At 53.6% G+C, this 14,660-nt stretch carries 9 protein-coding genes; 5 read left to right on the forward strand and 4 right to left on the reverse strand.

Going from position 1 to position 14,660, the window contains the following annotated elements; translation table 11 throughout:
* The first annotated feature begins 252 nt into the window (after window positions 1-252).
* From Mal52_RS27845 to Mal52_RS27865, 5 genes are all read left to right on the forward strand, one after another.
* Window positions 253-4,473: a protein kinase domain-containing protein gene (locus tag Mal52_RS27845; RefSeq protein WP_145380155.1), complete on the forward strand. Its 4,221-nt coding sequence runs from the start codon at window positions 253-255 to the stop codon at window positions 4,471-4,473.
* 498 nt (window positions 4,474-4,971) lie between these two features.
* Window positions 4,972-5,355 carry a winged helix-turn-helix domain-containing protein gene (locus Mal52_RS27850; protein ID WP_197534520.1) on the forward strand — a complete coding sequence of 128 codons (384 nt, stop codon included), beginning with the start codon at window positions 4,972-4,974 and terminating at the stop codon, window positions 5,353-5,355.
* Between the two features lie 425 nt (window positions 5,356-5,780).
* Entirely contained in the window at window positions 5,781-6,962 is a 1,182-nt protein-coding gene (locus tag Mal52_RS27855; RefSeq protein WP_145380158.1) for a Kelch repeat-containing protein, read from the forward strand.
* 51 nt (window positions 6,963-7,013) lie between these two features.
* Entirely contained in the window at window positions 7,014-7,934 is a 921-nt protein-coding gene (locus tag Mal52_RS27860; RefSeq protein ID WP_145380160.1) for an alpha/beta hydrolase, read from the forward strand.
* 500 nt (window positions 7,935-8,434) lie between these two features.
* Window positions 8,435-9,745: a serine/threonine-protein kinase gene (locus tag Mal52_RS27865; protein ID WP_197534521.1), complete on the forward strand. Its 1,311-nt coding sequence runs from the start codon at window positions 8,435-8,437 to the stop codon at window positions 9,743-9,745.
* 134 nt (window positions 9,746-9,879) lie between these two features.
* Here Mal52_RS27865 and Mal52_RS27870 read toward each other — a convergent pair whose 3' ends face one another.
* From Mal52_RS27870 to Mal52_RS27885, 4 genes are all read right to left on the reverse strand, one after another.
* Window positions 9,880-10,644, reverse strand: coding sequence for a HoxN/HupN/NixA family nickel/cobalt transporter (locus Mal52_RS27870; protein WP_145380164.1), 765 nt, complete (start codon window positions 10,642-10,644; stop codon window positions 9,880-9,882).
* A 563-nt stretch (window positions 10,645-11,207) separates the two neighbouring features.
* A complete protein-coding gene (locus Mal52_RS27875; protein ID WP_145380166.1) occupies window positions 11,208-11,666 on the reverse strand; it encodes a Fur family transcriptional regulator in 459 nt (152 codons plus the stop codon).
* Window positions 11,667-11,973: 307 nt separating this feature from the next.
* Window positions 11,974-13,191, reverse strand: coding sequence for a sodium/glutamate symporter (gene gltS / locus Mal52_RS27880; RefSeq protein ID WP_145380167.1), 1,218 nt, complete (start codon window positions 13,189-13,191; stop codon window positions 11,974-11,976).
* Window positions 13,192-13,242: 51 nt separating this feature from the next.
* Window positions 13,243-14,412 (reverse strand): amidohydrolase family protein, encoded by a 1,170-nt coding sequence (locus tag Mal52_RS27885; protein ID WP_197534522.1) that lies wholly within the window; start codon window positions 14,410-14,412, stop codon window positions 13,243-13,245.
* Window positions 14,413-14,660 lie beyond the last annotated feature (248 nt).

Consider the following 14,660-nt stretch of genomic DNA (forward strand, 5'->3'; position numbering starts at 1 on the left):
TAATTTTTTCTTGTCAACGATTGAGGCTATTTCTAAGACCGCTTTGAGACGTTCAAAATAATTATTGCTTTTTTTCGACAATCCTTCATTAATGATGACTGACATCAGTCTCGAATTTCGCATTATTTAACGGAGTTGATATCCCCAACGTGGTGGTTTTCATGACAGCCCCCTGCAGTTTTCTTCTAGCTTGAACAACGAATTCGCGCGATGCAGAGAATCATAATGTAAGCCATACGGAGCAGCGATTCGATGTCAATAAACTCGAAGACAAAACACCTCTTTGATCTCGCCGTCGAAATACCAGATCCGCAGAAGCAAGCTCTGTTCTTAGAAGTTGCCTGTGCCGACAACCACGCAATGCGGACCGAACTTGAAGAGTTGTTGCGTCACGATGCTGCCGAAAATAACCCATTAGACGCGCCACTGGCCCCGTCGATCCTGGGTCGTTTCCGTGGATTACAACCGGGAACCATGATCGGTCCCTACAAGATTCGAGAGCAAATCGGCGAAGGAGGGTTTGGAGAGGTCTATGTGGCCGAGCAAACCAAACCGATCCGCCGTAAAGTGGCCCTCAAGCTGATTAAGCTGGGAATGGAATCCAAGAACATTGTCGGCCGCTTTGAATCTGAGCGCCAGGCACTGGCCATGATGGATCATCCGCATGTTGCAAAAGTGCTTGATGCCGGCACTGCAGCTGATGGGCGGCCCTACTTCGTGATGGAACTGGTCAAGGGGACCACGATCACCAAGTTTTGTGACCAGCACAAACTCTCAACCGATGAGCGTTTGCGGCTGTTTATCGATACGTGTCACGCCGTACAACATGCGCATCAGAAGGGCATCATCCACCGGGACCTCAAACCGTCAAATATCATGGTCACGACGCGGGATGAAACACCGATCGTGAAAGTGATCGATTTCGGAGTCGCCAAGGCATTGAGCCAGCCTTTGACGGAAATAACGGTTTACACCGCGTTCGGCCAGATGATTGGCACGCCGATGTATATGAGCCCAGAGCAGGCTCAACTGAATGAAGTCGACGTCGACACCCGGTCCGACGTGTACGCACTCGGGGTCCTGCTGTACGAGTTACTGACAGGGACAACACCCTTTAATCGAGAGACCTTGGAGAGTGCGGGCTTCGATGAAATGCGTCGCATCATCCTCGAAGACGAACCGCCCAAACCAAGCTCGCGTTTGAGCACACTGCAAATGCAGAAAGTCTCGACGATTTCTGATCAACGAAATGTCGACCACCGCAAATTGGGACGCAAACTGCAAGGTGAGTTGGATTGGATTGTGATGCGGGCGCTGGAGAAAGACCGCAACCGCCGTTACGAATCTCCGAGGGAATTCGCCGAAGACATCAATCGATACTTGAAGGGACAAGCAGTCAAAGCCTGTCCGCCGTCGGTGACGTACCGGCTGGGAAAATTCGCGAAACGTCACCGGGGAAAGCTGACGAGCATTGCCTTGCTGCTGGTCACGTTGTGCGCATTCGGATCCTGGGAGTTGCTGCAGTCTCGTCAGCATTTGCAGGAAATGGGCACCGTCATGGATCAGCTCAGAACCGCATTGGCCCTGGTTGAGGAGGAGAAAAGGGCATCGGACAAAGCGAATCAATTGACACAGCAAGTGGCCACTCGCGCACGTCAGACGAGTTATCTCTCACAAATGAAACTCGCCTTTCAGCGCTACGGAGAAGGTCGGCTGATGGAGGCGTCACAGATTCTGGCCGACCAAATGCCGACAACGGACGAACCGGACCTGCGGCACGTGGAATGGAACTATCTCAACTCCAAGCTCAACGAGCGTTTTCGAGTCATCGGAACGCATTCCGCCGGCGTGCAAGACTTGGCGATATTCCCCGACGGCAAACGCGTCGCTTCAGCCGGTATGGATGGTGTTGTCTCGATTTGGGATATCCGCTCAGCAACTCGACTGAAGCACTTTAAACTGCATCACCGGCCGATACACGCAGTCGCCATCTCGCCGGACGGTCGCTGGATTGCTTATGGCGAAGAGGATTATCCATACGATTCCCACGTAGTCTTGATCGACGCCATGACGGGTGACAAAGTAGCGCGGCTTAATAAATTCCCGTACACGATTCGCTCGTTGGATTTCTCCGGAGACGGCAAGTACCTCGTATCCGCATCAGCAGGTGCCAAGGAGGTCGTTGTTTGGGAGTTTGAGAATGGCTTCCAGGGAAAATCATTCCGACTCGCTCCAGTTACGTACGGCTCCATTTTCGTAGATTTTATCGGTGCTGGCTACACCTTGATGGTTCCCAATCCGGAAACTAAGTCGATCGGACTTTGGAATGTTTCATTGCAGAGTTCGATTGACAATGTCAACAACCCCTCTCGAAAAGCCCCTCTTGCATTCGCTTACAATGCGTCTCAACAATTTGCCGCGTACCTAATCGGACCTGCGGGAAAACGGGGCCGGGTCGATTTAGTCGATGCTGTCTCCGGCACTCGTCTAAACATGTTTGATTGCAACGGTCGGGAGCGTCTGGCTTTTTCGGACGACGGCTCAACGATTCTAATCGGCTCTTACAATGGCTGGATTGAGTCGTCGGATATCGTCACCGCTGACAGCTCGGATCACCGAGAAGTCACTTTCCAAGGCAAACCAAAGATCCGGGCTGTGAACGGGGCCGTCACTGCAATCTGCACGCTGAATTCCGAAATGGCCCTCGTGTCTGGGACGGATGGCGCGATCGTGCTGTATCGTTTTGGTCAGCTAGAACCAGAGCAACGTTATGCTCCAGAAGAGATCAGAGTCACGAATACTGCAACGTCGAATGATTCAAAATTTTTCGCTTGGTTGGGAACCGATGATCGCGTCCGTTTGACCGACTATGAAAGCGGCAAACTGCTGGCGACTTCAGAGAAACTGCCACATTTTGCCAGAACGTTGGTTTTCTCTCCGTGTGGATCACTACTCGCGGCTCAGTGCGATAACAAGCATCTTCAGTATTGGGATGTTTCTCAGGGAGACTTTCAAAGCCTCGGTAGCCGGAACTTTGGACATTCAAGTGGAATGGATTCTGCCTGGGGGCATGTCGCGATCGATCAGCAGCATGTGATCGGCTTTGGTGAAGAATTGGATAATCTCTATTTTCTCAACACACAAGAAAATGCGAGGTTTGAAAAGCAACTCCCCAATGCTTTTGCCAGTTCGGTTCTGCTCTCCCCGGACAACCGAATAATTGCTGCGTCAAATCTCGGTGTACAGATATTTGACCGCGCGACACTAAAAGCTCAAGGTTCTTTCGTCAAGGGCGGTCATGTCTTTAGCATGGCCTATTCACCGGACAGTCGCTGGCTAGCTTCTGGGCACAAAGACGGAGCGATTCATCTCGGAAACGTCTCCCGTGGAGACTCTCATTTCCGACTGAACGGTCACAATTATGCCGTACGTGCGCTCACTTTTTCGCGTGACGGAGCACGGTTGATTAGTGGCGACGGCGATGGCTATCTCGGCTTCTGGGATGTCAAAACGGGGAAATGCTATGGATTGTCTCGAGAATTTTCCGTCGACAATCAACGTATCCGTAAGCTCTCCTTAGGCCCCAGCGAACAATGGTTGGATGTGACGGCAGGGTACCGCTTGAAACACCGTTGGACGAAACGCGTTCCGCTTCGCCCCAGCGAATGGTCGTATGATCTACGGCAGTTGGAGAACAACTCGCAGTACCCTAGCCGCGCAGAGCAACAACCAAAACTCCCGGGGCAATTGGCATACGACGGTTTTGAGTACCCAGTTGGCAGCCTAACCAATCAGAACGGCGGGCATGGATTTCGACGCGGCTGGACAGCGTTGAGCAATCTGACGAAACCCAGCAATGCCGAAGTTGTTGATCTTGAGATTGAGAATCAGGGCGGGCATTTTCATGCGACCGGACATTCCATCTTGATGCAGGGCAAGGACACGCTCTCGAGAGGCCTCGCCCAAAAAATCGACCTCTCACAAACAGGTGAGTATTACATCTCGCTATTGGCCAAGCGTCTGCCTACAGGAAAACCCGCATCCGCCAGCCAACAGGAATTGGCAATCTTACTGATGAACAAGGAGAACATGCAGGTAGTGCAATTCGGTCTGAGTAGCGGTCGAACCATCTTCATGCGACAACTTCAGCAGGGTCAAGCGATCTCGCAGGGCACACCCCCCAAACAAGATCACGTTGCCGATGACATCGCCTATTTACTACTCATGCACATCCAAGTGACCTCCGATGCCGAAGGCCAAAATCTGGCCCGCTGTCGCGTCGCGGGCATTTCCTCTGCACAAACCTTTCCGCGTAGCATTAGCGAGGTCAAGTGGTCCGGCCCGGCTCTTGACATCCGCACCGACATAACTTTTGACCGGTTAGTTATCACAAACGGAACCAAAGCCAGTTTTTTGATTGATGAGTTAAAGATCGGTACCACCTACGAAAGCGTGACCGGCGCCTGGCCGTAGACTCATAGCAATTCGATTGGCAAGCCGTTGGACATAACACAAACATCATTTTTCCTGAGTATTGTTCGTATTAAATTCAGTCATCTCAACATACCAATCAAACAGGTACCACATTTACAGATGCCCGAATACTCCTGGCGAATCATTCTTTAAGTGGGGCCAAGTCGAGCACGCGAACCGTTTCGTCTTCGAGTACCGGCACAATCATAGCTGGGGCTTTGCGAGCCCCACTATTAAAAATATTACGAGTACTTTTGACATCAACGAGATGATACCGCAGCCCGGGGCAGTCGAAGGGGCGCGGCGGGGCGAGTCATGGTGGAAGAGATCGGACAGGGGACGTGAGCGACTCGGTTTTGCCAGCGGTGCGCTCCTGCCCAATAGTTTTTGAAATCTTCCCTCACTTTTCATCGTCTAACCGCCGATGAATTTGATCGCTCCTCACATAAACCTGGCCGGTTTTATTCTCCGGAGATGTCGCCTAAGCAGCGGCCGCTGATGCCGCACGTCGAGGTCATCGAATGTCCTATTCTCGGCGAGCACATTGGCCGCAGGACAGACGAAAAACCGAATAACGAAAGGGACGATACGATGGCCACACAGCAAACGACATCGAAGAAAGTGACCCCCGAAAAGGCCACCGCCCCAAGACCCAGCGTCATCAACGCCGCTGCCAAAGTGCTCAGCGGATCTAAGGAACCACTAACTGCCAAACAGATGATAGAGCAAATGGCGGCCGAAAAATTATGGAACAGCCTCAGCGGCAAGACGCCGGACGCGACTCTCTATGCGGAAATTCTTCAGGAAATCCAAAGCAAAGGCAATGACTCACGGTTCGTGAAGGTCGACCGGGACCACTTTGGGACCAATCAATCACACTGACCCTGGTAGAAGCCGGTTGTGCCCTTGCCAACGACCTAAAATGAAATGCACAGAACGGCTACGATGCACCAACCGTTTGCCCGAATGTTTCGCCAGCATACTATTGCGGAAATCACGGGAATCCCAACTTCTGACCATGTCCTGAATCGATAACGAAACTCGCTCAAATCACCATCCGGCAAAATGTATTTGGCTTTGACGGTGAGAACAAGATTGTCTTGAATGCCGCCGACACCACCGGCCATATTTTCGTTTACCGCGCCCGCGTTCTCTGACCGGCCCGCCGTCGGTTCAACCTCCCCCTCGTCACCGAGAAGCTTTGACCGTCGGTAGGTCAACTCGCCTGATTTGTGGTACGGTACAGGCAATACAAGAGGCGCAAGTTGCCGCCTCCGCCAATCTGCAGCATGAGCGAGTGAACTGCGATGAATCGATGTGGAATCTTCTTATTGGTACTGTTGGCAACACAATTGAGCGTGAAGATCTTAGCGGCCGAGGAAAAGGTTGAGCCTGCACCGCCCAAAAAAGGTGTGCAGCCGGCGCCGCCACTGTCGGCCGATCCACCGGATGCCTATTCCCAATTGCCGACATTCGGAACCATTAAATGGGAAACCACAAAGCTGCCTTGGGTTGAAGAAGGTCCTTACGCCGGCATCAGCGGCGTGGCGATGGACGTCCACAACGGAAAAATTGTCGTTGCCGGAGGTTTCATTCCTGGTGGAGATGAAACGGACGATCGGACCAGCCGCAAGACCTCGCGCTGGTGTTGGGTCTACGATCCGGCAACTGACAAATGGAGCCAATTGGCTGACGCGCCCGATCGTCGCGAATACGGGCGCGGACTATGTGCCGGCGACAACTTCTACGTCTTCGGCGGCGGCAAGCAATATCAAAAGCAAGACCCTCCGTACCGTCCACACGGAGAATGCTTTGCATTGGACCTCCTCCAACAGCCTCCAGTCTGGCGTCCACACAGCCAACTGAATGTTCCCCGGACGCACATGGCAGTCGGACGTGTCGGCAACTACCTCGTTGTCGCTGGTGGCAATGAATATGTGTGGGCGGAGAAGGGTTATAGCCAAAACACAATTCGAAACACGACGGAGGTCTTCGATCTGAGCCAACCCAAATTAGGCTGGAGAACACGCTCCCCGATTCCGGCAGTCGGGCGCGGCTGGTCGGCCGCAGCGGCATCTCAAGATCACCTTTATGTTTTGGGCGGAGTCACTTGGAACGAATCGGGAAAGACGGTCGGTCTGCGCGAGACGTGGCGCTACAGTCCGCAGCAAGACGTCTGGGAAAAACGAACACCTCCACCAGTCGCTATCTCCGGATGGGCCGGCGCGCTCTATCAGCAGCGATATGCCGTGATTGTCGGTGGGGTCATGCGTGATAAAGAGAAACCCGAGCGGAAAAGCGTTTGGTCCGATCTAGCTTGGGTCTACGACGTGCAAGACGACCAGTGGCAACAATTAAAAGGTGCACTCCCGCCCGGCGCCGTGTTCAACGACTCAGCCGTGGTGATCATCGGCGACACCCTGTATGTCCTTGGTGGCGAGGGGCCAAAAGGGAGTCACTACAACTACTTCCTCAAAGGCCGCCTTTAATCCGATCCGGCAAAGACGATTCAATCCAATCATGCTTCCGAGGAGGCGTCGATGAAAAAACGATGTGCGTTCGCACTGTGGACAATGTGTGGAATGCTAGTGGCAGCAGTTGCAGTGGAAGCGGGTGATGGGCAAGCCGAGGCAAAATTCACCGTGCAGAAGGGGCTTGTCTTTGCAGGCGAGGATCAGAAACTCACGCTCGATTTGTACCGACCGCAAAATCCATCCGGCCCGCTCCCCTGCGTGATCGTCATTCAAGGAGGAGGCTTTAGGGCCCAAGACGGCCAGCGGTTTCGCCCCTATGCCGAGCGGCTGGCGAAAAACGGATTCGCGGCGGCGCTCATTTCCTACCGCGGCCGGCCCGATCATGAATATCTCGACACCCTGGCCGACGTTCGCTCCGCGGTCCGTTTTATCCGCACACACAGCGAAGAATACGGTCTCGACCCCGACCACATCGGCGCAATGGGGCGTTCCGCCGGCGCAACGCTGGCCGTATTGTTGGCGGTCGGTGACGACGTCGAGGGCCTGAAACTACCGGATGGAGTTGCGAAGGAGTCGAGCCGCATCCAGGCGGCGGCGGGCATTGCTGGAGTCTACGATTTCGTCGCCCGTTTCACCGACGAGGACCAGTTGGCGCTGCAGCCCAATGCGGAAAAGAAACGCCGCACCAACGGCCAGTGGATTGGAGCGGCATTCTCGCCGACCGATGCACATTGGCTTCAGGCGTCGGCGATCAACCACGTCAACCCGGCTGATCCGCCGGTGTTACTGCTGCACAGCCGAAACGATCGGACGGTCCCTTGGCTGCAGTCACGAGACATGCACGCGCGCCTGAAACAGGCGGGGATCGCAGCGGAAATCGAAATCAGCAATGACGGCGGTCACCGCGGCCCGGCAACGGCGGAGAAACGGATCATTGCCTTTTTCAAAAAGACTCTCACAAAAAAAGCCGCTGCACCAGCACGCTGACACAGTCGTCCTTGATCAAATCATCTGTTGCGATCCCTTCGAGGGGGGCTGATTGAGTTGTGCGCGCATCGCCCAAACAACTTACGAATTGAAATCGGATTTGCCGTTGGTTACGATCTTTGTAAGACATTTCCGCGACTCATTATCTACTACGTGTTCTATAATAGCTCGAGCGACGGATCGCCGTTTGGGGTTGCAGCCACAATCCAATTGTGCCAGAGACGTTAATTTCTGAATTCGCTTGATTGCGACTACCGATTCATGGTCTGCCATGAACGTCGCCGCGTGGCATCAAATCATTGTCACCCAAGAATTCGTGGAGCTCTGCGTTTGCCAACATGATCGTCCGTTGTCCTCATTGTCGTAATTCGGTTGACGTTGACGCTGAGGCTTCATTGAAAGAGTTGGTATGTCCCGATTGTGGGAGCACGTTCAATCTCATTTCTACCGACACAGTTCCGTTCGAGGGGAGTCAACCGACTTTTGTTGGTCGCTTTCGCTTGATTTGCGAGATCGGAGTCGGAGCCTCTGGCGTCGTTTGGAAAGCTTACGACGAAGAACTCGATCGCACGGTCGCTATCAAAATCCCCAGAAGAGAACAACATAGTCCCGAAGAAGCTGATGTGTTTGTTCGCGAAGCGCGCGCCGCGGCACAACTCAATCATCCGAACATTGTTAGTGTGCATGAAGTTGGCCAAGACGAAGGACGGATTTACATCGTCAGCGACTTTATTGAAGGGTTGAATGCCGCGGAATGGCTGACCGTCAAGTCACCAAGCATTCAAGAAGCGGCCACACTCTGCGCAATGATCGCCGACGGACTGCAGCATGCCCATTTGCGCAATATCGTGCACCGTGATCTCAAACCGTCCAATATTATGATCGATGCGGACGGCAATCCGTATGTGATGGACTTTGGATTAGCGAAACGGGAATCGCAGGATGTCACGATGACAATGGACGGCCAAATTCTGGGTACAGCAGCTTATATTCCTCCGGAGCAAGCTCTTGGACAATCGCATCAGGCAGACAGCCGCTCCGACGTTTATTCCCTAGGGGTCATGTTGTTTGAATTTTTGACCGGTGAGCGCCCCTTTCGGGGCAACACCCGCATGTTGATCTTACAGGCAATCCATACGCCACCTCCCCGTCCACGCGAGTTTGTTCACAATATCCCGCGGGATTTAGAAACGATCTGCCTCAAGGCCATCTCCAAGGAACCCTCTCACCGCTACCAGTCAGCGCAGGAGTTCGCAGATGATTTGCGACGTTTCTTGAATCAAGAGCCGGTTAAGGCGCGCCCGTTGGGGCAATTGTCGAAGCTGCTCCTCTGGACCCGCCAACTAAAACGCATTCATGATGCCGGCACATTTATGATGTTCCTGGGGGCCGGATTCGCTGCGATGGAAGTACTTGGAATTATCACACTAGCGATTCGGCGGTTCTTTCACATCGAGCATTTCTGGGTATTCCCCTATGTACCCGAACAAGCCTGGAAAGTGTTCGGCTGGTTTTTCCTTTTCATTATCTTGGGCATCACCATGGTGGCTATTGGCAAAAAAACCATTCAATTGCGCATTCCCGCAATCTGGACGGGACTTGTTGTTTCCTGGGGTTTGGCGACGTTCAATTTCGCAGTGTGGGGCGGCTTCGTTGATTTCACCCTGGGTGGCATGATGGAAGACAAAGTGTCGCGAGCATTGTTTTTTCTTCCAATGTTTGTGCTGTGCTCCGCACTTTTCCTGCTCTACGTTTCGGCCGTCACAGCACTTCGCTCGAACCGAGAAACGATCCGACTCCAGAGCCGGTAACCAAACGCCACATTGCGGCTCAGACTGGGAACCGCGAAGTCCAAGCAATACAGAAAGGGCATGCGCCAGCAGTTCGTTAAGGAACATCGACCATTTCGCGGATGCGTTTTTAAGTCGCTGGGAAATGGCTGCGGTTACGTGCTGGAGACCACGAGGCGGACCGTATAAAAGGCTCCCATCCCGAGAATCAAGAATGCCCGCACGTGTGCCCACGGAATGCGAGATGCTCCGGAGACGCGGTTGCCAAGGCGGTCGCCGAACAGTTGCAGCACTAGCCCCACGAGCGTCAGCGATGATGCAATGCCAGCGGCAAACAATGCGATGATCAGGTAAGCTGCCACCGGCGAGCCTGTGGATAAGCCGGTAAAATAAGCCGCAAGTGCCGAGGGACAGGGGAGTAAACCAACCGCCATGCCTAAAAGAGCGGTTGTCTTGTAGCTCGTTCGCGGTGCCGCCGGCTCCAACGCTTTGGGGGAGTCCGATCCCAACTGGACCAGACTCGATTCGGAATCGCAGTCATGATGATGCTCGTCGGAATGATGGTGATGCCCACAGCATCGAACCTGCTTACCGCGATACGCCTGCCAGACAAGATAGCAACCGACAGCAACAACCAGCAGCGCGCTGATCCACGGCAGAATCGTTGAGATCTGATCCTCATGATGATGATCCCCAGTCACCACATGATGAGCAAGATGCACGGCAAATGCGATCGCAAATAGCGACATCGAATGCGAAAACGCTGTGGAAATCCCCATAACAAATGGATGCCAGGGACTGCGGCGTCCCCCCAGCAGGTACACAAACATCGCGGTTTTTCCATGGCCCGGTTCCAGTGCGTGAAACGCCCCCAACAGGAAGGCCAGCCCAAGAGTTACGTCATGCGCATGATTGTGCATTGAGGTATAGCCTTAGATACTGCGTCGTGACGAGTCCGGCGAGATTAAGAGGTGAACCGAGTGCATGCCGACAACACCTTGTCAAACCAGACACATGCACTTTGCAGGGCGTTGCCATACTAAATACGCGACAAAATTGTCTCGCGCTGAACAAATTCCGGCAATTCTCTTCAATTCGGCAGAAATCCGCAGTAATGGATATTGCACACTGACTGCAATAGCACAACACGTGCCTGTGAGCTGGCGGAGTCTCCGTTTGGATCACGCGGAGGGACTGGCCACTACACGATTGAAACAACAACCCAAATCGATCGCAAACAACACCAGCCGCTTTGCGTTCGACGCACGGTGACCGTTTCATCCCCAGCGTTTGTGCGACTTCTTTGTGAACCATGCAGCAGCACGGAAAACTTTGCGAAGTCGAGGAGGAACTTCGAGTTGTGCGATCACTTCTTTAGTGCGATCGAGACTGGGGTCAAGTTCCACTTCTCGAACCGGCACATTTGCACAAATGAGAAACGCTAAGGCTGAGAAAACGCTGAGGCAAGGCCTCCTTCGCTGCCTTAGATCGCTGCCGTGTCGCAGTTTTTGCAGTGTCCCTTGATCAAAATCTCAGTGATGCGACCAACGCCTTTCGCGCGTCGCTGAGAACTGGCCGTGAAGGTCATATCGCCTAGGCACCGAACGTCGCCGCATTCGACACACACAAAGTGCGGATGTTTATCACCATCAGGATTATTGGGATCCAAGATTTCAAATCGCCAGACATGATCGCCCAGTTCCGTCCGCATGATAAGATCTGCGTCGGTTAAATCGGTCAGATTGCGAAAGACTGTCGCTTTGTCAAAACCAAGCGGGACTAGCTTTTCCGCCAGATCAGCATGAGTCAATGGCGAGGTCGCACTCCGCAACTCTTGCAGGACTGCGATCCGGGCTGGAGTAGCGCGCACCGCCCGGTCCCGGAGCAATTGACGGATTTCCTCAACTTCATTCGCGTCAACACGGCGTGTCTGTCCGTCCATCGGAAACCTTATTCAGTAGAGGTGGCCATTTGAGCTTTTTGAATTAGCCTGCACTACCGTGATTTTATCAGAACGAATTCCAACCGTCCATATCTGCATGTGAATTGCAGATATGGATTGGCCTCGATGCGGATGGTGAAGCGGAAAACAATTGCCGGGCGCCAGACGCATTTTGACAAGTTGTCAAATGATGTTGTGGTTTTATCATCGCCGATCTCTTTTGATCGTCAGTGTTCGTCGAGGCTTTTTTGTTCTTGCTTTGCGGGTTCAATTTACGCTCGTCATTCTTTTGGGACCGCGCACAGACTCATCCCCCGGGCAACGGCGCATGCTGCAAGAAAGGCAGGCCGATGAAGAACTTGATCACGAGTGCGTTGAGCAAGTCGATAAAGAAGGCTCCGACGAGCGGGATCACTAGAAACGCCTTGAACGAGGGTCCGTACTTTCTGGTGACCGCATTCATATTGGCGATTGCCACCGGCGTCGCCCCCATTCCAAGCCCGCAGAAGCCACCGACAATCACTGCCGCGTCATAGTCACGACCCATCACTCGGAAAATCACCAGCACGGCAAACAGTGTGATGACGACGATCTGAATCATCAGCACCAGGAAGATCGTGCCAAACGAATCGGCGAGCGACGAGAGATCCATGCTCATCAAACTCATCGCCAAGAAAAGCTGCAACGATATTTCGCCGACCTTATCGAAGTATCCGGCAGGCAACGGCTTTCCGGAACGGTCCGCCAAGTTCGTGACCAAGATGCCAACCATCATCGCTGTCAGAAAGCCGGGCAGCTTGATGTCGTTGGAAAACAGCCAGCGGTTGATCACCTCACCCAACGAGAGGCATACCGCAAGCACGAGCATTACGCCCAGTGCTGACTCCAATGAGTAGACCTCCGACTCTTCAGCCTCCTCCAGGTTGCTCGCTTCTTCGATCGCGCTGTCTGGCGCGAGGCCGTTTCGTTTGATCAACCACTCGGAAACGGGCCCACCGATAATTCCCCCCGCCACCAATCCGAACGTCGCAAAGGCAATGCCAGCCAGATCTGCGTTTGGAAGGCCGGCGGCCTCCGCCTCCTGCCCCCACGCGATCGCGGTTCCGTGTCCACCGGCGAGTGACACACTTCCAGCGAACAGACCGTAACCAGGATGCGCTCCAAACGAACTCGCGAGCAGCACACCGGTGAAATCCTGCACCACCAGAAAGACTCCCGCGCACACCACCATCACGCCTAGTGCTTTCCCCCCCGCCGCCAACCGCGAGAACTTTGCCGAGACGCCAATCGTCGTGAAGAAGATCATCAACAGCGTGTCGCGGATTGTCATTTCGAAAGTGATCTTTGGGCCGCCAAGAGAACTTACTGCCGCAACGATGATGCTGCAAAGCAGCCCTCCCGTCACTGCGATCGGAATACTGTACTTACCTAGAATTGGGACAACCCGCGTGATGCGGCTTCCGACCCACAGCACTGCGATCGCGACGATGACCACATCAACGCCAGTGACATGAAGATTATTCATTGAGTAGCTTGGCTCCAATTCCGTTACTTTTGTTACACATCTCAGCTGTTCTCACGGTCGCTTGTGGGCGGCTTCCCACGCTCTCACGCTCCGACGCGCTTCGTCAAAGATGCGTTCGTAATTTCCCTTCAGCAGCAGGTGCTTTGCTTCAGGCGTCAATTTGGCAAGCAGCGGCGCATAGAGTTTATAAACGTGGAGGTACTGCTCCTCGGTTTGGGGCGCGACAGTATCGGTCCCGAACAGAAAACGTTTTGGGAATTGGTTGATAAGATCAGCCGTCGCCTTGATGGCTTCGGGACTACCGACTAAATACTTCGCGGTCTCATCCCATGAAATGTCGAAGTGAATATTCTTGGGCTCGCGGTCCCGCAAACCCCGCTCTACCATTCCCAATTGATCTTCGACAGGTCGAACAACACGCCCCAGACCAATATGTGCCCAAATGATCACCGTGTCCGGGTGCCGATCGGCCAATGCTCTCAGTTTCGTGACGATGTACGGATCTTGATTGGGACGTGGAAATGGTGTGTTGACGTCACAATGCAGGACGACGGGAAGCCCAACCTCGGCGGCGAATTCGAGAATGCGGTCCAGGGCCTTGTTGCCAAGTGTCGCCACCTCTCCGGCGATTTTCGAGGAGACGAATTCTTTGTGGATCGAGAACTCGCCAATGCCTGAGAAGACGCCCGGGTAGACTTGAAGGACTCGGCGGATATGATCCGCGGCGTACATATCGGTCGGGTTGAAGCCAGTGATCATTGGGTCAAAACGCTTGCGCTCTTCAGGCGTCAGACGGAGATACTCGTGAGCGATCATCGCGTCAGTGAAAGAATAGTAATAGAGTGGCGCATCGGTCTGTGTATAATAGGTCGGCGCAAAATCGCCTGTACCGGCGTGCATCCATTGCTGCTGCAAGGGAATGCCGCACAGCATACTGCGTCCGACCTTGTCGCCCATGATCTGTAAAAAGCGACGTATGTCGGTTCCCTCTTGGACATAGTTTGTTAGGTGAAAGTGCGAGTCATGAAACAAGTAGCCGTCGTCGTCAGGAGGCAGGTCCAACGGCACTTCGGTCGGCGGCGGTACCTGGGCCGGTAGCGATACCTGAGCCAATTTGATGGGGCGCGGTTCCTTGGCCAATTCGGTCGGTGACGGCGAGCACCCCAGAAACACCAGCGTCATGAACCAAATCGACGGACCCGTGCAGTTCGACCTGAACATTGTCCCCTCCTCGCGCGGGTTTGTTGTTTTGCTCAACTGAATTCGATATCGGTCTGGTGATGAAGTCTTGATTGAATCGCACTGAGATACGCTAGAATAGTACACGAAGCAAAGGCGCCAAGGCTATTGCCTCTACCGTTGTTCTTGGACCGTGCAATGCAAATATTCAGAACGCTTCGAAGGTTGGACCGTGGGCGCAGAATAACTGCTGACACTAAAACGTAATTGTCCGCAACAAGCGCAACCGG

It is taken from the genome of Symmachiella dynata (assembly GCF_007747995.1).
GTDB classification, from domain to species: domain Bacteria; phylum Planctomycetota; class Planctomycetia; order Planctomycetales; family Planctomycetaceae; genus Symmachiella; species Symmachiella dynata.